This window comes from Flavobacterium sp. IMCC34518 (assembly GCF_027111095.2).
Classification (GTDB): domain Bacteria; phylum Bacteroidota; class Bacteroidia; order Flavobacteriales; family Flavobacteriaceae; genus Flavobacterium; species Flavobacterium praedii.
In genome coordinates, this window is sequence record NZ_CP114284.2 from 3,200,069 (window position 1) to 3,222,627 (window position 22,559).

Below are 22,559 nucleotides of genomic sequence, written 5' to 3' on the forward strand. Positions count from 1 at the left end.
TAACTTATGGTAAATTTTTTTAATTATTCTGTAAATTTGTTAAATAAAATAACTAATTACTCTGGTTTATAAATAGAGTAAACTTTAAATTAAACAAGGATGAAATTAAATGCAATAGGATTACCGGTAGCAGAATCAGAAGTTATAATAGTTGAATTGAATGTTCTTTTGTCAAATTTTCAAGTTTATTATCAAAGTTTAAGAGGGATGCATTGGAATATAAGAGGAAAACGTTTCTTTGACTTGCATCTTAAATTTGAGGAATTATACAATGATTCCCAATTAAAAATTGATTTAATTGCTGAAAGAGTGTTGACATTGGGTGGTAGACCATTACATACTTTTGAAGATTACTTGAAATTCAATAAATTAGCAGTTGGTAAAAATATTTCAAATGATGAAACTAGTATTCAATTAATTGTAAGCTCTCTTTCTCAATTGTTACAAATTGAAAGAACAATTTTAGAAAAGGCTTCTGCAATTAACGATGAAGGTACTTCTTCTATGATGAGTGATTTTATTGTAGAACAGGAAAAAACCATTTGGATGATGAATGCTTGGTTAGAATAAACTTTACTATTTGATAATAAAAAAGGAATGCCTATTTGATGTTTAAAATCAAGTGGGCATTTTATATTTAGAATCTAATCTTTATAAATGGGTTTGTTTTAATTTTATACTGGAATTAAAAACAGTATCGAAAAATAGTAAACTGAGATTTAAATTAGCAGGATTTAAGAAAGAAGTAGCACTTGAGAATAGCGTTACAAATTATCATTATGGTTCAATTGTTAATTGTATTTATTGGTCTCAAAAATAGTTAAAACTATGTACTTTAGTGCATTTTTCTTTCAGGTTCTAAAAATATCCACCGCAAATTCGCGATATTTTTTCTTTCTAAGTCTTTAAATTTGTGAATTTGTGGTAGATTTTACTTTTCAACATCGAAGACTTTCAGTCTGCCAAACCAATCTAAGGACTTTAAATCGACAGTGGTTTAATTTTTTTAAAGGGTGATTATAGAAAAAATCCCTATTGAAATAAGAGTTTCAAATTGATTAAGTTTGTTGTATTTTTTGGATAATCAGCGTAAAAATGGTTTACTTTACTGTCTGTAAATTTTCTATATACATTTACTAAAAAAATAATACATCTAAAATGAGTGATTTTTATAAAAAAATATTAGATAATAATAAAAAGTGGGTTGAAGATCAATTGAATAATGATCCTGAATATTTTAAGGATTTAGCCAAAAGCCAAACACCACCGTTATTGTGGATTGGATGTTCGGATAGTCGAGTTCCTGCAAATGAAATTATTGGTGCTAAGCCTGGAGAAGTATTTGTACATCGAAACATTGCAAATATGGTTGTCCATTCGGATATGAATATGTTAAGTGTCTTGGATTATGCTGTAAATGTTCTCAAAGTAAAACATGTTCTTGTATGCGGTCACTATGGTTGTGGAGGTATAAAAGCAGCAATGGGAAATGCTTCAATTGGTATTATAGATAACTGGATTCGACATATCAAAGATGTTTATCGTTTGCATCATTTGTATCTGGATTCTATTGTAGATGAAACGGAACGATTTAACAAGTTTGTTGAAATCAATGTAAAAGAGCAAGTCTATGATTTGGCTAAAACGTCAATAGTGCAATCAGCGTGGAGATCGGGACAAGAATTAACTATACATGGATGGGTTTATGGGCTAAATTCTGGTTTTGTTACGGATTTAGGAGTTAATTTTAGTTCAAACAAAGATCTGACAGGAGTGTATCAATTGAATTTCGAATAATATAAATCCCTATAAAACAATAAAAGTTACTTTTTTGGTAGCTTTTATTGTATTTAGTCATCATTGTTTAAATTTTCATTAAATGCCGATGGCAGTAATGTAGGTATAAATTTGATTAAAATTGGTAATAACAAACTACCTCCCGGGAGTAAGAATATTGTTAAAGAAGGGATGGTTTTACAAATGTCTAATATTTGTTTTTTGACTTTTTTCTTTTCTTTTTCATCTAAATCTCTGTGGGTAGAATGGGCCAAAAGAAGCATTAATTCCTTACTTTGAATGATTTCTTTTACTAGTCTTGTTTTGTTTCTTGAAACAAGTGTTACGACACTTTGGGTCGTTTGGTCGTAAAAATGTTTAACAGGATTGGAAAAGTTAAAATACGGAATCTCTTTTTTATATTTTGAAATAAATGCATCTGTACTCAAAATACTTTGTGAGACAAATTCATTTGATATTGCAAAAGTATGAGCCAAAGTATATAAAAAATAGGCTTCGTTATTTTCTAAAACACCATCACTCCATAATGCCATTCCTGCAATATCAATAAGGTATTTTTTTTCTAAATCAGCAGTAAAGTAATGAAGTTCTAATGTCTCTAGGGTTGTGTTTTTGTTTTTAGAAAATTTACTATACCGAATTGAAGCTTCAAATAATTTTATTAATAAATCATCGTATTGAGATTTATTTGTTTTTATTTTCAAAGCCAATGTAACAATATTAATAATCGTTTCTTCGATCTTTTTTAGGTACTTTTCAGGAATATTACCATGAATAAGATATTGGCGAAAAGCTAAAACATCTATGAATAAAAGAGCATTGGTAACTAAATGGGAAAAGTTTTTATTGATGATATTGTCATTCGTCTGTACCCGTTGGTTTATTATTTTTTCTAGTGTTAACGAAGGTGTGCTTTTTGGTAAAATCTTTTTGAATAAATTGAATCCTTCTGGATGCATCTGTTTATAAAAGGCATTCACTTGTTCTATAAAAAGTGTTGAGTCCTTTTCTTTTTTGGTTTCTGTAAATACACCATATAAAGCATTTAATAATGCGATTTTTGAAATTTCTTCTTGAAACCAACCTTTAGTTTCAATTTTGAAAGGAATATCAAATGAAATGATGTGACCATATATGAAACCGGTATTTCTTAATTTTTGATAAAAATCATCTTCCGTTTCAGAGACAGTTTGTTCTGATAACTTTAGTTTAATAAAGAATTTATCTATCCAACCAGGTGCAGAAGGGTTAATCATTGCTATGTTTTGATTTGCAAAGCTATGTATTTTTATGAATCAATGTTTGTTTCTAGGGTTTATAAAATGGGGTACACTCTATTTTTATGAAATCTTCAATTTTTAAGTAAAGTAAATTAAGATTTGGCAAAAGGTTTTTTTTAATAGAAAATCATCACTATTGTTAAGTGTCTTGAATATTCAATTTTTTGATAAATTTATTCCCTAGATTTTTTATTTTGCTTACAATGTTCAATTATTATTGTAATTCGATTGTTTCTGGTTTCAATTCTTTTGGCTTGGTTGAGCCAGTACAGATAGCTTTTTTGATAGGAAGGACTAAAATTTTTGTAATTATCGAAAGCAATTTTATTTTTTTCGAATGCTAATTTTAAATCTTCGGGTAGTAGCAAATTTTCGACAGCATCCAAGAAAGTCCAAGATCCATTTTGTTTAGCTATTTCAATTTTAGCCAATCCACTTTCATGCATCAGATTGTCTGCAATCAATTTTTCAATATAGGTTTTGTTGAGTTTACTCCAAACGCTATTGTGTTTCCTAGGAGTAAACATTTGTTTGCGGCTGTGTTCATCAATATTTTTAACAGTAGAATCGATCCATCCATAACAAATGGCAACTTGAACAGCTTCTTCCCAACGCATGCTTTCGAAAGGACTATTTACTTTATAAAAAATTAAATAAACACCAGCTGACGAATGATGATTGTGGTGCAACCATTCCCGCCAAGCTGTTGTGTTTTTAAAGTAATAATGTTCCTTTTCTTTCAAGGCCAAAAAAAAATTATTTGATAATTGCAGAACAAGCTACTCTAGCCCCAGCATTACCAGAAGGTTGAGTTGTAAAATCATCTGCTCCTTGGTGTACAATAAGTCCTTTTCCAAGAATGTTTTTGGTAGGATCTTCACCGCCGATAGTCCATTCGTCTGTAGTTAAAGTAATAGTACCGTTTCCTTTTTCATCTGCAATAAAATTGCCAATATCTCCTTTGTGATATTCTCCTACGCCCCATTTTCCATGTTTTTTGAAAGTAGGATTCCAATGTCCTCCTGCAGAACTTCCGTCAGCAGCTGTACAATCTGATTTTTCATGTATGTGTATGGCATGAATTCCTGGTTGTAACCCAGCAATTTTTGCCACAAAGGTTACTTTGCCATTTTTCTCCACAAATGTAGCTGTACCTGTTACATTGCTATTGCTTTTGGATTCAAATATCAGGTTTAAACTTTTGGAATCACTTGCGTTACCTTTGGTTTTGCAACCTATAATTACAGCAATAATAATAACGATAGAAAAGACGATTTTTTTCATAATTTAAAATTTTAATTGGACTATAAAAATACGTATAAAAAAGCGTATTAAAATTAATTGTTTCTTAAATTCTATTTTGATTTTTCACCCACAAAATGGTTTGTCGGAGATTTAAACAAAATATTGAAAGATGTCAAACTACCATAAATACGGGTAAGGTATTGTTGTAATTCTATCTTTTCTAATTCTTCTATTTTGCTGCTATTTATTTTTTGTTCCATTACGCGTAGTCGATCTCGAACCATTATAATTTTATGGAAAAAAGTATCAATTGGAATTTCTTTGGAGGCCAACCCAGCTTGTCCAGGTTCTAAAATAAGTTTACCACCTTTCCATTTGTCGCCTATTGGAACTATTTCGGATACATCAGACCATTTTTTCAAAAGGTCTCTTAAACTTTGTTCCACTTCCGAAAAACTAACGGTATCCACTTCGTCAACAGTAGCTTCAATAACGTTGAACGCATCGTCTATTGCGATAGTTTCTAATCCGTTTTCAATAAATGTCACCCAATATTCTTTGGATGAAACATTGGTAATTACTCCTTTTCCGTATTCGGGATGTTCTATTCGAGAACCAATTCCTAGTATAATCATGATTTTTTATCTTTTTACGAAAATAATAATACCCTTTATAAAAAACAAATAGGAATTCAAAACATATTTTATCTTAGTAATTTTTCTTATTTTTACAAGAAACAATTATAAATTTAATTACAAGATTATGAGAAAAATAGCATTATTATTTATGTTTATAGGAGCGAATTTTGCTTCTTGTGGTACTCCAAAATCTGCTGTAAAATCGTATTCATTGGAAGGTACTTGGCAATTGAATTATATTTCTGGCCCCAGAATTGCTTTTGATGGTTTGTTTCCTAATAATAAACCGACAATTTCCTTCGATTTAAAAGAAAATAAAGTTGCAGGAAACAATAGTTGTAATCAATATTTTGGTGCTTTACTTGTAGATGGTTCCAAAATTAATTTTGCAGATGCTAAAATGGGTATGACAATGATGGCTTGTGAAGGAAATGGAGATTCTGTTTATATGGAAATACTAAAGAAGATTGATTCCTATACGATTACAGATGAAGGAAAAACATTGAATTTTTTGATGAATGACGTTGTTATGATGCGATTTACCCATCAAGATTGACGATTGATTTTTATATAAATTTGAACTTTCAAATCATGAAAACTGTTTTTGTTACTTTTTTACTTTTTTTCTCAATGTTTATTGGTTTTGCTCAGGAAAAGTCAAAGCAGCAAATCAAACAAGAAAAAATAATTGTAAAGCAAAATGAAATTCAAGCTCTTGTTGATTCAAAAGAATATGAGTTTGTAGCTAGTACGGCTTACCCTCTAGGGACTAGAAGTATTGATTTGACTACAAATCCTAATTATTTGCGTTTTAAAAAAGATTCTATTTTTAGTGAAATGCCCTATTTTGGTAGGGCTTATGCTGGAATAGGTTTTGGAAAAGGAGGGGGATTGGATTTCAAAGGGCCTATTCAAGATTATTCGATAACTAAAGACAAGAAAAGGTATACCATTTTAGCAAAAGTAAAAGACAATTCAGATTATTACAGTATTACTTTAATTGTTTTTTTGGAAGGAAATGCATCATTAACAATAAATTCTTCCAATCGAAATTCAATTAATTATCTAGGGCGTGTAGACCAAATTAAAGTCAATTAAGTTGGTTTTTTTATGTTTAGTATAATTATCTAAAATTATAATTACACAAAAAAAGGTTGAACGATAATGATGGAGATTCTTAAGTTGAGTTTTTTCTTAAGTAACAGCAATAGACGCAACAATTGTTTTAAAATATTTATAAAATAAAATACTTATGCAAAAAGAAATCAATTCTCATCTTCCTTTGTGGTCAGTCGTTGCCCCAATTTTAACTTGTTTACTGTATGCTGGAATTTCGTTTAATTTTGGAAGTTGGTATTTGTTTTTTCTAGCTTCAAGTTTGATAGTTTGTATTCTGGCAGCAGTACATCTTGCAGAAGTGATAGCACTAAGTGTTGGAGAACCTTTGGGAACTTTGGTCTTAGCCTTAGCAATTACGACAATCGAAGTAGCTTTAATTGTTTCATTAATGCTTACAGGTGGTAAAGAAACAGCAGTTTTGGCTAGAGATACCATTTTTGCTTCCGAAATGATTATTATAAATGGTATTGTAGGTGGTTGTTTATTAATTGGAGGATTGAAATTTAAAGAGCAAAGTTATGGATTGGAAGGGGTTAGTGCAGCCTTGACGGTTTTGACAGCGATTTCTGTTTTGACTTTGATTTTGCCAAATTATACCACTAGTATTATAGGTCCGGAATTCAATACAAATCAACTGTTTTTTGTAGCAATTATTTCATTGTTACTTTATGGTTCTTTTTTATTGATGCAAACAGTCAAACATCGCGATTATTTTTTGCCGGAAAATGCTGATGCGCAAGAAGAGATTCATGAAACACCCCCAACTTTAAAGGTTAGTATTGTAAGTTCTGTTTTATTGTTAATTAGTTTAGTAGCAGTCGTTATTTCGGCTAAAGCATTGTCTCCTAGTATTGAAACCGGTATTGATTCAATTGGAGCTCCAAAATCAACAGTTGGAATTATCATTGCAATGGTCGTATTACTGCCTGAAGGGATATCGGCTTTGAATGCAGCTCGTAAAAATAGATTGCAATCTAGTTTAAACTTAGCTCTAGGTTCTGCATTAGCCAGTATCGGACTAACAATTCCTGCAGTTGCATTTGTATCCATTTATTTTGATATGCCCCTTTATTTGGGAATAGATATCAAATCTACTGTTCTATTTGTTTTATCTCTTTTTGTATTGTCACTTTCATTGCGCACTGGAAAAACCACGATGATACAAGGGGTTGTTTTGTTAGTTATTTTTTCAGTCTATTTATTTACAACAATAATTCCGTAGTAGATTGTTCAGTTTGTAATTGTTTAAATAAGAACGATATGATTAAATATTTAATCTCTTTTTTTGTTTGTTTTATTCTGAATCAGAATGTTATTTATGCTCAAATAGCTACAGATATTGACAATTCATGTACTCCCAAAACTATTTTTGAATTGTTTAATAAAAAAGATTCTATTTTAATGGTAAAACCAGTAAAGAATAGTTTTTTGCTAGTAATGCCTGTTATTGGATTTCAACCTGCAACGGGATTAAATTTTGGAGCAGCAATTCAATATACTTTTAAAGGTAGAGATGTTTTAGATAAATATTCATCCACTAATCTTGGTTTGATTTTTACAACCAAAAAACAATTATTACTGAATGTTAAAAATAATATTTTATTAAGTGATAATAAATTATATTTAAGTGGAGATTATCGATTATATGTTTTTACACAACCCAATTATGGGTTAGGGACAAACAATATTCCAAAATATAATAAAGATCCTGATTTTGATATTAAATCGATTGAAGAACCTATGGATTATAACTATTTTAAGTTTCATCAAACGGCTTCTTGGGAAATAAAAAAACATTTTTATGTAGGAGGCGGAATAGAACTGGATTGGTATTCTACAATAGTTGATACAAACTTAGATGTTAATAACGGAATTTATACCAACCATTATGAGTATAGTATTTTATATGGCTTTAATACAAATGAATATTTTGTAAATGGCTTGAGTCTTAATTTGATATATGATTCTAGAGATAATCAAATTAATACAAGAAAAGGTTGGTATGCAAAATTAAATTATAGATTTAATGCTGATTTATTTAACGAACAAAGCGCTAGTAATGTTCTTTATTCGGAATTGCGATATTTTCTTCCATTAGATTCCAAAAAGGAAAATTTTGTATTGGGTATTTGGGCTTATGGGCAGTTTGTGACCAAAGGAGTTGTTCCGTATTTGAATTTACCTTCAATTGGTTGGGACCAAAGAAGCCGAAGCGGTGAGGGGTATACTCAAGGTCTTTTTAGAGGAAATAGTTTAGCCTATTTTCAAGCTGAATTGCGTTTTCCTATAACTTGTAATCAATTCCTTAGTGGAACAGTTTTTACAAATTTAACCACGGCTAGTAATGAAATTAATAACATTAGACTTTTGCAATATATTCAACCTGCTTTTGGTTTGGGTTTGAGAATTTTAATTGATAAGGCCACTCGTACGAATTTGGTTTTAGATTATGCAGTTGGGAATCATTCTAAAGGGTTCTATCTTAATGCAGGGGAAACTTTTTAATTATTGTACAAAATACCTTTACTGGTTCTCTCTTATTCAAAATTGTATTTTTTAATTTTTTTACAAAATAAAAAAGCCGCTTTGTCATTCAGGGACAATTGCGGCTTTTTAAACAAATAAAAAACTAAAAAAAATTATGAATTAGAAGCAGTAAGTATTTTCTGCTACTAATTTTGTAGTAATCGTTTCTCTTAATCCAACAACATTTGGCATATTGGTGTATTTAGTAAAACGACGAAGTCCCATTAACATCATGCGTTGCTCATCGCCTTCAGCAAAAGAAATAATGCTCTCTTTTCCTTTTTGAGTGATGATGTCAACCGCTTGGTATAAGTATAATTTTGCCATTGCAATTTGTTCTTTCACTTTGTCTTCACCAGTTGCTTTAGCTAATTTTTCGGTTCTCAATATAGTACTCTCGGCCATATAGATTTCGATTAAGATATCAGAGGCAGCCATCAATAATTGTTGGTGAGAATCTAAGTCTGGGCCGTATTTTTGAACCGCTCCACCGGCAACCATTAGGAATGCTTTTTTCAATTTGGTGATCATTTCTTTTTCTTCAGCAAACAATTCAGAATAATCAGGAGTTTCAAAAGATGGAATTCCCATTAATTCTTCTTGTACTTTAGAAGCAGGTCCAAGTAAATCAACGTGACCTTTCATTGCTTTTTTGATCAACATTCCAACTGAAAGCATTCTGTTGATTTCGTTTGTACCTTCGTAGATACGAGCAATACGAGCGTCTCTCCATGCACTTTCCATAGGTGTGTCTTCAGAGAATCCCATTCCACCAAAGATTTGAATTCCTTCGTCGGCACAGTTTTGAACGTCTTCAGAAACGGCTACTTTCAAGATAGAACACTCGATAGCATATTCTTCAACACCTTTCAATTCTGATTCTTGGTGCGAAACACCTTCAGCTTCACGAGCCGTGATTCTGTCTTCAATATCTTTTGCTGCACGGTATGTAGCACTTTCACCTGCGTAGCAAGAAGTTGCCATTTCGGCCAATTTAGAACGAATAGCTCCAAATTGAGAAATTGCTGTATTAAACTGAATTCTTTCGTTAGAATAGTTTACGGCTCCATTGATTACTCTACGTTGTGCATCCAAACAAGCTGCTGCCAATTTGATACGACCTACGTTCAAAGCATTCATTGCGATTTTGAAACCATTTCCTCTTTCAGACAACATGTTTTCTACAGGAACTTTAGTTTCGTTGAAGAAAACCTGACGAGTCGAAGATGCACGAATTCCTAATTTATGTTCTTCTTCATTCATCGAGATTCCATTGTCTGGAGTGTTTTCTACGATAAATCCAGTAATATTTTTGTCATCACCAATTCTTGCGAATACAATGAAAACAGAACAGAATCCTGCATTCGAAATCCACATTTTTTGTCCAGTGATCGAATATGTTTTTCCGTCTTCAGATAAAACAGCTTTTGTTTTTCCAGAATTAGCATCAGATCCAGCACCTGGCTCAGTTAAGCAATATGCTCCAAACCATTCTCCAGAAGCTAATTTTGGTACATACTTTTGTTTTTGCTCTTCTGTTCCGTACAATGTGATTGGCATGGTACCAATTCCGGTGTGCGCTCCAAAAGCAGTAGAGAATGAACCCGTTGCTCCCGAAATATAATCACATACCAAAACAGTATTTACAAATCCCATTCCCATTCCACCATAAGCTTCCGGTACTGCTACGCTTAAGAAACCAAGATCTCCCGCTTTTTTCATACACTCTTGTGTATACCCGTAATCTTTTTTCTCAAAACGATCTTTGTGTGCCCACAATTCTTTGTCAACGAACTCTTTTACAGAGTCACGCATCATTAATTGCTCTTCATTGAAATCTTCTGGCGTGAAGATATCTTCACATTTTGTTTCTTTTACGATGAATTGACCACCTCTTGTTTTGTCGCTCATTGCTTTATTATTTTAAATTATGAATTTTAAATTTTAAATTATTTTGATTCTTGTGATGTTTTAATGATTTTGGTTATTATATTAATTATGTGTTCAACTTCGATTAAATAATGATTAATTTCAATTGTTGTTAAATCAGATTTATCTAATAATCGCAACCAATATTTAGTTTCTCTAGCTTCTTTTGAAGCAATGGACATTTTATGAATAAAATCTTTTCTTGATTGTGCAGCAATTGCTTCTTCAACATTCGCTCCAATACTTGTGGCAGATCTTAAGATTTGTTTAGAAATTATGAATTCATTTTCTTTTTTAAGCTGAATAAAAAGGTTTACTATCGATAGTGCAAAATCAAATGTTTTTGTTGCAATAATATTTTCCTTCATGCACGTTCATTTAAAATTTATAATTCAAAATTTATAATAAAATTAAATTAATTCAAAAACACCAGCACTTCCTTGTCCAGTTCCCACACACATACTCACAATTCCGTATTTGCTTCCTCTGCGTTTCATCTCGTCAAACAATTGAACAGATAACTTAGCTCCGGTACAACCTAGAGGATGACCTAAGGCAATCGCCCCACCATTTACATTGATGATATCTGGATTTAAGTTCAACTCACGAGTAACTGCTAATGCTTGTGAAGCAAAAGCTTCGTTCAATTCAATTAAATCGATATCATTCAGCGTTAATCCTGCTTGTTTCAACGCTTTTGGAATCGCTTTTACAGGCCCAATTCCCATGATTCTTGGCTCAACACCTGCAGAGGCGAAGTTTACCAATCGAGCTATTGGTTCAAGATTTAATTCTTTTACCATTTCTTCGCTCATAACCAGTACGAATGCCGCACCATCGCTCATTTGCGAAGAGTTACCGGCAGTTACGCTTCCGTCTGCAGCAAAAACAGCTCTAAGACCTGCTAATCCTTCCAAAGAAGTTCCAACTCTTGGACCTTCGTCTTTGCTTACCACGTATGATTTGGTTTCTTTTTTACCGTTTTCATTGATAAAAGTTTGCTCTACCGTGATAGGCACAATTTGTTTGTCAAATTTACCTTCAGCTTGAGCTTTCAATGCTTTGTTGTGTGATTGAAAAGCAAATTCATCTTGGTCTGCACGAGATATGTTGAATTGTTTCGCCACCGCTTCGGATGTCAATCCCATTCCCCAATAGTAATCCTCGTGTCCCGCTTTTGCAACAGCATAATCCGGAGTAGGTTTGTAACCTCCCATTGGAATAAAACTCATGCTTTCGGCTCCACCGGCAATGATACAATGTGCCATTCCTGATTGGATTTTGGCAGTTGCCATTCCGATTGTTTCCAATCCTGAAGCGCAATATCTGTTTACGGTAACACCTGGAACGTCATCTACTTTTAATCCCATCAAAGAGATTAAACGACCTACGTTCAAACCTTGTTCTGCTTCCGGCATGGCGTTTCCTACCATAACGTCGTCAATACGTGTTTTGTCAAAATCAGGCAACTCATTCATCATGTATTGAATGGTTTCTGCAGCCAACTCATCAGGTCTTTTAAATCTAAAAACTCCTTTTGGCGCTTTACCTACCGCAGTACGATACGCTTTAACTATATATGCTGTTTTCATAATTATTATTTTGAATTTTGAATTTTAAATTAATTCAAAGGGCATTTAAAATTCATAATTTATAATTTAAAATTAATTGCGGAGTGGTTTCCCTTTGGTTAACATGAACTGAATTCTTTCTAGCGTTTTTCTCTCAGTACAAAGTGATAAAAATGCTTCTCTTTCAATATCCAATAAATATTGCTCAGACACCAAAGTAGCTTCAGATAAATCACCACCAGCCATAACATAAGCTAGTTTGTTTGCGATTTTTAGATCATGTTCCGAGATGTATTTACCGGCAACCATTTGATTGGTTCCTACCAAGAACATTCCCAATGCTTGTTTTCCTAAGACTTTTACATCTGTTCTGCGAATCGGTTGTGTATAACCGGCTTCGGCCATTAATAAAGCATGTTTCTTAGCTTCAGCAATTTGACGGTCTTTGTTTACAACTATAATATCTTTACCATGTTGTAAAAGTCCAGTATCAAATGCTTCGTAACCTGAAGTCGATACTTTTGCCATAGCGATAGTCATAAAGTATTCTTGCAACACATTCAGTTCGACATCATTTTTACGGAATAAATCGGATGCACGTAAGGCCAATTCTTTCGAACCACCACCGCCAGGAATAACCCCAACACCAAATTCAACCAATCCCATATAGGTTTCTGCAGCAGCAACCACTTTATCAGCATGCAAACTCATTTCGCAACCACCGCCAAAAGTCATTCCGTGAGGAGCAACTACAACCGGGATTCCGGAATAACGCACACGCATCATAGTGTCTTGGAACATCTTGATAGCCATATTCAACTCATCGTATTCTTGCTCCACTGCCATCATAAAAATCATTCCGATATTGGCACCAACAGAGAAATTCGCTGCTTGGTTTCCAATAACCAAACCTTGGTATTCTTTTTCGGATAAATCTATCGCTTTATTGATCGCAGCTAAAACATCACCTCCAATAGTATTCATTTTGGATTGGAATTCTAAATTCAAAATTCCGTCACCCAAATCTTGGATGATAGCACCGCTATTACTCCAAACTTTTTTGCTTTCGCGAATGTTGTTCAGGATGATGAATGCATCTTGGCCTGGAACTTTAGTTTGCGATTTGGTTGGAATATTATGGAAATAAGTTGCTCCTTCTTTAATAGTATAAAAACTAGTACTTCCAGAAGCTAACATTTCGGTAACCCAAGGGGCTGGGGCAAGACCTTCGGCTTTCATGATTTCGATTCCTTTTTCAACACCAATGGCGTCCCAAATTTCGAATGGACCATTTTCCCATCCAAAACCAGCTTTCATGGCATCGTCTATTTTGTATAATTCGTCTGAGATTTCAGGAATACGGTTGGAAACGTAAGCAAACATTCCAGAGAAACTTTTTCTGTAGAATTCACCTGCTTTGTCTTTTCCTTTTACCAGAACCTTAAATCTGTTGATTGGTTTGTCAATTGTTTTTGTCAATTCCAAAGTAGCAAAAGAAGCTCTTTTGGCAGGACGGTATTCCAAAGTATCCAAGTCCAAAGAAAGAATATCTCTGTCTACTTTTTTGTAGAAACCTTGACCTGTTTTGCTTCCCAACCATTTGTTTTCCATCATTTTGTTAACAAATTCTGGAAGTTTGAACAATTCGTGTTGTTCGTCTGTCGGGCAGTTTTCGTAGATTCCGTTGGCAACATGCACCAAAGTATCCAATCCAACAACGTCTACAGTTCTGAAGGTAGCCGATTTTGGACGTCCAATAACCGGACCAGTCAATTTATCTACTTCTTCAATAGTTAATCCCAATTCTTTTACCAAGTGGAACAAACTTTGAATTCCGTAAATACCAATACGGTTTCCAATAAATGCTGGAGTATCTTTGGCAACAACGGAAGTTTTTCCCAAGAATTTTTCTCCGTATATCGTTAAGAAATCCAATACTTCTGTTGAAGTTTGTGGACCAGGAATGATTTCGAATAATTTTAAGTAACGAGCCGGGTTAAAAAAGTGAGTACCGCAGAAATGTTTTTGGAAATCTTCGCTACGTCCTTCGCTCATGAAATGAATTGGAATACCAGAAGTGTTTGATGTAACCAAAGTTCCTGGTTTTCTGAATTTTTCAATTTGCTCAAAAACCAATTTTTTGATGTCCAAACGCTCCACAACTACCTCGATGATCCAATCTACATTGGCAATTTTCGCCATATCATCCGTAGTATTTCCAGTGGTGATTCGGCTGGCGAATTTCTGACTGTAAATAGGAGAGGGCTTTGATTTTAAAGCCGTAGCTAAACTATCATTTACCAAACGATTTCTCACGATTTTACTCTCAAGAGTCAATCCTTTTTTTGCTTCTGCATCAGTCAATTCTCTTGGTACAATGTCCAAAAGTAAGACTTCAACACCAATGTTAGCAAAATGGCAAGCAATTCCTGAACCCATAATTCCGGATCCAATTACTGCAACTTTTTTAATGGTTCGATTCATCATTACTGTTTTCTTGTTGATTAAATATGTTTTTATTCTGAATTAGTTCGTTTATTATTTCTGCCACTTCTATGAAAGTGTTTATCTTTTCTTCCGAAATGTGTTTTCTTACGGATTCATTAAAATTCAAAACGGTATTCTTCGAAAGCTCTCTTTTTTCTTTTCCAAAATCGGTCAGATAAATCAAAACGCCTCTGCCGTCTTCCGGATTTTTCTTGCGGGTGATTAGCCCTTTTTCTTCCATCGATTTCAACGTTCTGGTCAAACTGGTGGCTTCCATTCCCATTCTGGGTCCCAAGGCAGTTGATGGTGTTCCTGTTTCTCTATCAATGCTTAATAAAGCAAATCCAGTGGCCATTGTGGCTTCATATTTATGAGCTTCTTCGTTGTACATTCTGGATACGGCTTGCCAAGTTGCTCTTAGGATATAATCTATTGTTTTGTTTTTCATATTCTACTATATCGATTTCAAAAGTAATAAAAAAAATACTATGCACGCATAATAAATTTCGTTTTTTTTTAATATTTTATAAATATAGACAAAAAACTCCTTTGAAATAAGGACTTTAGAAAATATTATGCATGCGCAGTATTTCGTGATTTTAACAAAAAGGATGTTTTTTTGAGTTTTGAATAAAAAGGGATAAAAATTTGATTTGGAGTACTCAAAAGCGATTTTTCCAAGCTTTTTTGCATTTGATTGACAACCGATAATCCGATTTATTCACTTTTTACGGTTTGTCGTAATTTTAAGAAATTTATTATAATTATATTTGAGGAAATAAATAAGATTATGTATATAAGCAAAATTAAAATTAAAAACTTTAGATTATTAAGAGATACTACACTTTTACTAAATGAAGATGAAAAGCAAGAATTGTCACTTTTAATTGGGAGAAATAATAGTGGTAAAACTTCATTTATAATGCTTTTTGATAAGTTTTATAGAAATGATAATTTTAAATTTAATTTCTATGATTTTTCTACATCACTAAGAGATAAAATTTTTAAGATAGATGATACTACAGTTATTGAGGATTTATCTATTCAGATGATTCTTGAAATAAAATATGATGTTAAAGATTCTTTAGAAAATATATCTGATTTTATTTTAGACTTAGATCCTGCTGTAAATGTTGTTAAGATTTTATTTGAATGTTCAATTGATAAAGATAAACTGGTTAAGGATTTATTACAAGTAACAAGTAAGAAGGAGAAGTTTATTGAAAAGAATTTGTCAGACTATTTAATTAATAAAGATATATATGTTTTTGAAAATGACATTGATTTAGAAGTAGCTAATAGAGGAAATCTAGTTAAGAAAGATATTTCTAGTATTAGAAATTTAATAAATTTTCAAGTTATTCATGCAAAAAGAAATGTTTCAAGTTCTGAAACAACAGGTAATGGTAAAAGAGCTTTGTCAGAAATGACTACTCAGTATTTTAACAAAGAGAATAAAGAATCATCTGCTGATTTTTTTGAGATTAATGATGCAATAGCTACTATGGATTCTACTTTAGATGAAAAGTATAAAACACATTTTGAACCATTTTTAGAAAATGCTAAAAAATTTCTTGATATAAAGGATTTAAGAGTTGTTTCAGATTTAGAATCTAAACAATTATTTACTAATCACTCTAAAATTGTTTATGGTGACGGTTCAAATAATCTACCTGAACATTTAAACGGTTTAGGTTATTTAAATATTCTTTATTTATTGCTTCAAATTGAAGTAAAGAAAAAATATTTTTTGGATGAGAAAAAAGATATAAATCTATTATTTATTGAAGAACCGGAAGCACATACTCATCCTCAAATGCAATATGTTTTTAGTCAAAAAATTCAGGAAATAATAAGAGAGATTAATGAAAAAGTTAATTTACAAACTTTTATATCTACACATTCTTCACACATAGTTTCTCAATGTGATTTTTCAGATTTGCGTTATTTTAAACTCAAGGGCGGAAATATTAATATAAAAAATTTTTACACAGATTTAGAAGTTAAATATAAAGGCGAAGAAGAATATTTTAAATTTTTGAAACAATATTTGACTCTATATTCTTCTGAACTTTTCTTTGCTGAAAAAATTATTTTTATTGAAGGAACTACAGAAAAAATGTTATTACCTTACTTTATTAGTCAATATGATAAATTAGTCGTAGCTCCGGAAAACAAAATATCATCACAGAATATTTCTATAATTGAAGTCGGGGCTAATTCAAAAGTATTTAAACATTTTTTAGAATTTTTAGAAATTAAGACTTTGATTATTACAGATATTGATACTACTAAATTAGTTATTACACCTGAAACGACTACAGAAAAAGAAAAATCAAGTTTCAAAGCTTGTGAGGTATCAGAAAGTCAAAATACAAGTAATTATTCGATAGCAGAATTTTTATGTAAGCCAGCTTTAGACAGTACTGAATTTACAAAATGGTTCGAAGCGCTGAAATCAAACTCATTACAAGATGATGATTATTTTATAAAAATAGCTTATCAGATTAAAGAAGAAAATTATCATGGTAGAAGTTTTGAAGATGCTTTTTTAAGTATCAATTTAAAAAAGATAGCTGATTTTAAGGGTGATATTTCGGGACTCAAGAAAAAGGATAAGCTAATAGATTCGCGAACTGATTTTTATAAGCTAATTGAAGAAATTTTAAAAGATGATGGAAAATCAGATTTTGCTTCTTCGATTTTGTATTTAGCATTAACGGGTAAAGCAGAATGGAAAACTCCGTTATATATTGTTGAAGGATTAAAATGGATAGCTAAATGATAGCAATTGAAAAAATAAAAGAGGTTATAGATAATAATCAAAATCCTCAGTTAAAATTTGAAAATTTTGTTTTGCAAGGAGGTGCTGGAAGTGGTAAAACAGAATCATTAAAAAAAATACTTGAATTTATTACTGAAAGTTATCCTGATAAAAAAGGGGTTTGTATCACACTTACTAATGTAGCAGTTGAAGAAATAAAGGCAAGAGTTGGAGAGAAAAACAACTTTATAGTATCAACAATACACTCTTTTTTAAATGACTTAATTAAAGATTATAAAAAAAATATTCACGAGGTAATTTTTGAAATTTTTAAAGTTGAGAAAATAATAAGAGAAGTATTGATTACTGGTGATGACGAAAAAGGGTATAATAAAAATGAACATGAAAAGTTTAAGAAATTATATGGGAAATATTCTGGTATGCTATTTTCAACAACTGGAGAGAAAACCTCTAAAGTTACAGGCAAGAGAGAATATGATAAAGAACCAATAAAATTCAATAATGATCTAAATACGGAAGTAGATAAATTAAATCAAATAATCAAAGCAGAAATTAATTCAATAGATTATAACAAAGTAAGATATAATGAAACACGTTATAATAATTTTAAAGAATTGTCTTTTGGGCATGATGAATTATTACATATTGCTTCTTTACTTTTTAAAAAACATGAATTATTAGGGAAAATTGTTAGTGATAAATTTGACTTCATATTAATTGATGAATATCAAGATACAAATGAAAAAATAGTTGATATTTTTTTAAATTCAATACCTAAAAATAATAAAACAACAATTGGTTTTTTCGGTGATTCTATGCAAGGAATTTATGATGATGGGATTGGAGATGTAGAACGAGAAATATCAGAAGAGAAATTAATTAAAATTGAAAAGGAAGATAATTTTAGATGTTCTGATAAAGTTATTGATTTTATAAACACAATTAGAAATGATGGTTTAAAACAAGAATTAGCTTTAAAAGATTTAGAAACTGTAGATGATAGAAAAGGAGAAGTGAAATTGTATTATTCTATTTATGGAAAGAAGCCAAATGCTTTCAGTAGTAGTGAAGACAAAAACATTTACTTTGATACTCTTAATGGATTAATAACTCAAGTTTCAACTAATAATGCAGAAGTTAAAAAATTGATGTTAACTAATAAATCTATTTCAAGTGAGTTAAATTTTAGTATACTTTATCAGATATTTAATGACAGATATACAGAAGTTAAAGAGGAAATTGAAAAAACATTAGCAAGGATTCAATTAATAGAATTATATGAACTCTGTTCTGCTTATAAAAGCAAGAATTATAATTTTGTTCTTACCAAATTGAAAAAAAATGGTTTTAAACTTAAAACTCTAGAAGACAAGATTAAGATTAATGAAATCTTCAATGAATTGTTAAGTTCTACTGAGTCTGTTAATAATGTCTTAGATACAGCATTTAAAAGCAATTTGATTAATAAATCAGATTCATACAAACAATATATTTCAAATAAAGATGCTTTTCTCGCAAATTTTAAAAAAGACGATAGATTCCAATACTTAGAGTCTTTATATATTGATGAAGGAAATACGTCGACGAGAATGATTGCAAAGGATGATTCCATTTCTGATGAAGAGTTTGTAGAGTTTGAAAAAAATATTAAGAGAAAAACATTCTACAATGATTTATTTTCTGAGAAATTAAAATTTGCTGAAGTCTTAAATTATTATAATTATATTGATGAGAATATAGTATCCGATTATATTACTATGCATAAAACTAAAGGTTCAGGTATTGAAAATGTAATGGTTGTAATGGATGAATATTTTTGGAATAAGTATAATTTTAAATCAATTTATGATGTTGATGAGGAAGATTTAATTAAAAAATCAAAAAATCAAAAACTTTTTTATGTTGCTTGTTCGAGAACCATTAAAAATTTGATTTGTGTTAGATTAGTTTCTGATGAAGAAGAAGAAAAACAATTGTTAGATTTTTTTAAAGGATTCGAAATTGAAAAAGTGATTTTATAAATATTCAGAATTAATTTTCGAATCATTATTATAAATCAAAAGCGTCCCAATTCAGGACGCTTTTATATTTCTAAAATTTTTCATATCATTCACCCTTTCTTAAAATCCCCACTATCCACATCTCTCAAAAACTGAATCACGCCTTTGAAATAGTTTTTCTGGTCATCGTATTGCGAAAGGTGGCTTCCGTTCGGGCAAAACAAAAAGCGTCCGTTTTGTACTTCGTGGGACATCCATTCCATGTGTTTGGGATCCATAGTATCGAATTTGGCACCAATCACAAGCGTAGGAACGGTAATGGTTTTGAGTCGAGCCGTGACATCCCAATCTTTTAAAGTGGCGTTTCCTGTAATTCCAAATTCACTTGGGCCTTGCATGTACACATACACAGACGGGTTCATGTGCTTGAAAGCCCTGTTTATGGATTCTGGCCATTGATCAACAGGCATTCTCAGAATGTGCTCGGTATAGTAATATTTAAACAGCAGTTCGGTGTATTTTGGGTTGGTGTAATCCTTGTTTTTTTCAAATGTTTTGATTTGATCAAAAACAGCTTTTGGAAGTTTGGGTCCTAGTACTTCTTCGGCATATTTGTTGTACGCAGGTGCACTGGCCATCATGTTGGAAATAATCAGTCCTTTGAGATTCTTTTGGTATTTCAAAGCATATTCCATCGCAAGGATTCCGCCCCAGGATTGTCCCAAAACATAAAAGTTGGTGTTGTCGCAACCCAGTGCTTTTCGAACCTGTTCCACTTCTTCCACAAAACGTTCGTTGGTCCACAGACTATTGTCATTCGGTTGATCGGAGTAATACGAACCCAATTGGTCATAATAGATGTATTCAATACTTTCGTTTGGAAAATAGCCGTCAAAAGCTTCGTACAGTTCATGGGTAAGTCCAGGACCTCCGTGAAGCAACAATACTTTGATGGTTGGATTATTGCCCACCGTTTTTGTCCAAACCTTGAAAGTGCCTTTTGGAGTGGTAATCGGAATCATTTTGATACCACCCGTAAATTGATCGTCTCTTTTTGCAAAACTCAGATAATTGGCTTTTACGCTGTCTTCTGTTTTTTCTTTACAGCCTGCAATTAAAAAGAGGCTGATGAAAAGCAGGGTGTAGATTTTGATTTTCATAGGTTGATAGTATTTGTTTTTAATGGATTAAGGCAGTTATCATGCAATTTTTTTTCTCGCAAAGACGCAAAGACGCAAAGTTTAGAACCCTTCTATTTGCGTCTTAGTGTCTTTGCGAAAGATTGATTTATAAACTTTTTTTCAAAATTATTGTGAAGATAAGAAGTTTTTAAATGCAAAAGTCCCGATAGTAGCTATCAGGACTTGTGAATTTTAATTTAATTGGTTTTTATTCGAAATGACCGTATATTTTTATGTATAGGTTTTTATAAATTTCCAATATAATTTTTCGTTTCAATTTTAAAGTAGGGGTAAGGTGTCCTCCTTCAATCGACCAAACATCGGGTGTCAATTCAAAACGTTTGATTTGTTCCCAATTTCCGAATTTTGGGTTTAGGTGATCAATTTCTTCTTGAATACGGGCAATTACTTTTGGATGGGCAATTACTTCTTGATTAGTTTTACCCACTTCAATTCCGTGTAATTTTTCCCATTCTCTTATGAATTCAAAACTAGGTTGAATAAAAGCTCCAGGCATTTTTTCGCCATCACCAATGACCATAATTTGCTCAATGAAACGGGATTGTTTCATGGTGTTTTCGATAATTTGTGGTGCTATGTATTTTCCTCCAGAGGTTTTGAACATTTCTTTTTTGCGATCGGTAATGGTTAAAAAGCCCTCTTCATCAAGATTTCCAATATCTCCCGTATGGAAGTATCCATCGATGATAGCTTCGGCTGTTTTTTCAGAATCTTTGTAATACCCCATCATTACATTTGGTCCTTTACAAAGTATTTCGCCATCTTCGGCAATTTTAACTTCTACATTATCTATCACTTTCCCTACAGTTCCCACTTTGAAACCTCGATTTCGCATGTCGTTTACTGTAATCACCGGTGAGGTTTCGGTCAATCCGTAGCCTTCCATTACTGGAATTTCGGCAGCAGCAAAAACACGGGCTAACCTTTTTTGAAGCGCAGCACTTCCGGAAACCATTAAATCCAAATTACCGCCCAATCCTTCTTTCCATTTGCTGAAAATTAATTTACGGGCAATTTTTAATTGGAATTCGTACCAAAAACCATTGGCTCCATAAGGTGCATAATGCAAACCTAAATTGATGGCCCAAAAGAACAACATTCTTTTTATTCCTTTTAATTCTAGTCCTTTGGCGTAAATTTTATCGTATACTTTTTCTAAAAGCCTTGGAACTGCAGTAATAACATTTGGTTTTACCTCTTTTATGTTGTCACTGATTTTATCTATTGATTCTCCAAAATATACCGATACACCATAATATTGGTATAAATATAAAATCATTCTTTCAAATATGTGACAGATTGGAAGGAAGCTCAAAGCCACACTTTTTCCAGCTTCAAAAGGGATTCTTGGAGCACTATTTAAAACGTTAGAAACTATGTTGTTATGGGATAACATGACACCTTTTGGTCTTCCTGTGGTTCCTGATGTATAAATGATTGTTGCTAAATCTTCTGGTTTTACGTTGTTTTTTCGATCCTCAACTACATCTTGATTACTTTTATCTTCTCCAAGAACTAATAATTCTTTCCAATTTTTGCAGCCTTCAATTTCATTAAAACAATAAACGTCTTTTAAGGATGGTACATTCGCTTTTATATTGTTTACTTTATTCAATACTTCAATATCCGAGACAAACACATACATTGCCTCAGAATGATTGAGAATGTATTCATAATCTTCTTGAGCGATAGTTGGATAAATAGGAACGTTTTGCGCGCCAGTTTGCAGAATACCAATGTCCATGATGTGCCATTCGGTTCTGTTACTGCTTGAAATGATCGCTATTTTATCATTTTTTTGAATACCCATTCGGAGCAAAGCTCTAGAAATAGCATTCGCGCTATCGATATATTCTTGAGTAGAGGTTTTCACCCAAACCCCATTTTGCTTGGTTACTAAAGCATCTTGTTTGTCATAATTTTCTAACTGAAAGTATGGAAAATCAAAGAGACGGGTGATCGTTGTCATCGTATATTTAT

The 22,559-nt window shown here is 32.0% G+C and carries 19 protein-coding genes; 8 read left to right on the top strand and 11 right to left on the bottom strand.

Going from position 1 to position 22,559, the window contains the following annotated elements; all coding sequences use genetic code 11:
* Positions 1-99 precede the first annotated feature (99 nt).
* Together OZP06_RS13740 and can are read left to right on the top strand one after the other, a co-directional pair.
* Positions 100-570, top strand: a complete 471-nt coding sequence (locus OZP06_RS13740) for a Dps family protein (RefSeq protein ID WP_281240135.1) — start codon at positions 100-102, stop codon at positions 568-570.
* 588 nt (positions 571-1,158) lie between these two features.
* Positions 1,159-1,797, top strand: coding sequence for a carbonate dehydratase (can, locus tag OZP06_RS13745; protein ID WP_269222363.1), 639 nt, complete (start codon positions 1,159-1,161; stop codon positions 1,795-1,797).
* Positions 1,798-1,850: 53 nt separating this feature from the next.
* Here can and OZP06_RS13750 read toward each other — a convergent pair whose 3' ends face one another.
* The 4 genes from OZP06_RS13750 to OZP06_RS13765 form a co-directional block, all read right to left on the bottom strand.
* Positions 1,851-3,053, bottom strand: a complete 1,203-nt coding sequence (locus OZP06_RS13750; protein WP_281240133.1) for an LETM1-related biofilm-associated protein — start codon at positions 3,051-3,053, stop codon at positions 1,851-1,853.
* Between the two features lie 197 nt (positions 3,054-3,250).
* Positions 3,251-3,820: a YdeI/OmpD-associated family protein gene (locus tag OZP06_RS13755; RefSeq protein WP_269222364.1), complete on the bottom strand. Its 570-nt coding sequence runs from the start codon at positions 3,818-3,820 to the stop codon at positions 3,251-3,253.
* Between the two features lie 13 nt (positions 3,821-3,833).
* Positions 3,834-4,361: a superoxide dismutase family protein gene (locus tag OZP06_RS13760; protein WP_269222365.1), complete on the bottom strand. Its 528-nt coding sequence runs from the start codon at positions 4,359-4,361 to the stop codon at positions 3,834-3,836.
* Between the two features lie 71 nt (positions 4,362-4,432).
* Complete coding sequence (locus OZP06_RS13765) at positions 4,433-4,957, bottom strand: hypothetical protein (protein ID WP_269222366.1); 525 nt, start codon at positions 4,955-4,957, stop codon at positions 4,433-4,435.
* 127 nt (positions 4,958-5,084) lie between these two features.
* Between OZP06_RS13765 and OZP06_RS13770 the strand changes: the two genes are divergently transcribed.
* From OZP06_RS13770 to OZP06_RS13785, 4 genes are all read left to right on the top strand, one after another.
* On the top strand, positions 5,085-5,516 hold the full coding sequence (locus OZP06_RS13770; protein ID WP_269222367.1) for an META domain-containing protein: 432 nt from the start codon (positions 5,085-5,087) through the stop codon (positions 5,514-5,516).
* 35 nt (positions 5,517-5,551) lie between these two features.
* The gene (locus OZP06_RS13775) at positions 5,552-6,058 is read left to right on the top strand and encodes a DUF4251 domain-containing protein (protein WP_281323840.1); all 507 of its coding nucleotides are present in this window, start codon (positions 5,552-5,554) and stop codon (positions 6,056-6,058) included.
* A 154-nt stretch (positions 6,059-6,212) separates the two neighbouring features.
* A complete protein-coding gene (locus tag OZP06_RS13780) occupies positions 6,213-7,301 on the top strand; it encodes an ionic transporter y4hA (protein WP_281323841.1) in 1,089 nt (362 codons plus the stop codon).
* A gap of 38 nt (positions 7,302-7,339) precedes the next feature.
* Complete coding sequence (locus OZP06_RS13785; RefSeq protein WP_269222370.1) at positions 7,340-8,584, top strand: BamA/TamA family outer membrane protein; 1,245 nt, start codon at positions 7,340-7,342, stop codon at positions 8,582-8,584.
* Positions 8,585-8,725: 141 nt separating this feature from the next.
* Here the strand turns inward: OZP06_RS13785 and OZP06_RS13790 are convergent, their stop codons facing one another.
* From OZP06_RS13790 to OZP06_RS13810, 5 genes are all read right to left on the bottom strand, one after another.
* Complete coding sequence (locus OZP06_RS13790; RefSeq protein ID WP_269222371.1) at positions 8,726-10,516, bottom strand: acyl-CoA dehydrogenase family protein; 1,791 nt, start codon at positions 10,514-10,516, stop codon at positions 8,726-8,728.
* A 38-nt stretch (positions 10,517-10,554) separates the two neighbouring features.
* Positions 10,555-10,902, bottom strand: a complete 348-nt coding sequence (locus OZP06_RS13795; protein WP_269222372.1) for a four helix bundle protein — start codon at positions 10,900-10,902, stop codon at positions 10,555-10,557.
* 42 nt (positions 10,903-10,944) lie between these two features.
* Entirely contained in the window at positions 10,945-12,126 is a 1,182-nt protein-coding gene (locus OZP06_RS13800) for an acetyl-CoA C-acyltransferase (protein WP_269222373.1), read from the bottom strand.
* A gap of 72 nt (positions 12,127-12,198) precedes the next feature.
* Complete coding sequence (locus tag OZP06_RS13805; RefSeq protein ID WP_281324519.1) at positions 12,199-14,589, bottom strand: 3-hydroxyacyl-CoA dehydrogenase/enoyl-CoA hydratase family protein; 2,391 nt, start codon at positions 14,587-14,589, stop codon at positions 12,199-12,201.
* Positions 14,573-15,040: a MarR family transcriptional regulator gene (locus OZP06_RS13810; RefSeq protein WP_269222374.1), complete on the bottom strand. Its 468-nt coding sequence runs from the start codon at positions 15,038-15,040 to the stop codon at positions 14,573-14,575. Before OZP06_RS13810 ends, OZP06_RS13805 begins: the two co-directional genes overlap by 17 nt.
* A 342-nt stretch (positions 15,041-15,382) precedes the next feature.
* Between OZP06_RS13810 and OZP06_RS13815 the strand changes: the two genes are divergently transcribed.
* Positions 15,383-17,377 carry an ATP-dependent endonuclease gene (locus tag OZP06_RS13815; RefSeq protein ID WP_269222375.1) on the top strand — a complete coding sequence of 665 codons (1,995 nt, stop codon included), beginning with the start codon at positions 15,383-15,385 and terminating at the stop codon, positions 17,375-17,377.
* On the top strand, positions 17,374-19,398 hold the full coding sequence (locus tag OZP06_RS13820) for a UvrD-helicase domain-containing protein (RefSeq protein ID WP_281323842.1): 2,025 nt from the start codon (positions 17,374-17,376) through the stop codon (positions 19,396-19,398). The genes OZP06_RS13815 and OZP06_RS13820 overlap by 4 nt, the downstream gene beginning before the upstream one ends.
* Positions 19,399-19,487: 89 nt before the next feature.
* On the opposite strand, the gene OZP06_RS13825 is transcribed toward OZP06_RS13820, so the two are convergent.
* Both OZP06_RS13825 and OZP06_RS13830 read right to left on the bottom strand, forming a co-directional pair.
* Positions 19,488-20,537: a proline iminopeptidase-family hydrolase gene (locus OZP06_RS13825; RefSeq protein WP_269222379.1), complete on the bottom strand. Its 1,050-nt coding sequence runs from the start codon at positions 20,535-20,537 to the stop codon at positions 19,488-19,490.
* Between the two features lie 229 nt (positions 20,538-20,766).
* A complete protein-coding gene (locus tag OZP06_RS13830) occupies positions 20,767-22,548 on the bottom strand; it encodes a long-chain fatty acid--CoA ligase (protein ID WP_269222380.1) in 1,782 nt (593 codons plus the stop codon).
* Between the last annotated feature and the right edge of the window lie 11 nt (positions 22,549-22,559).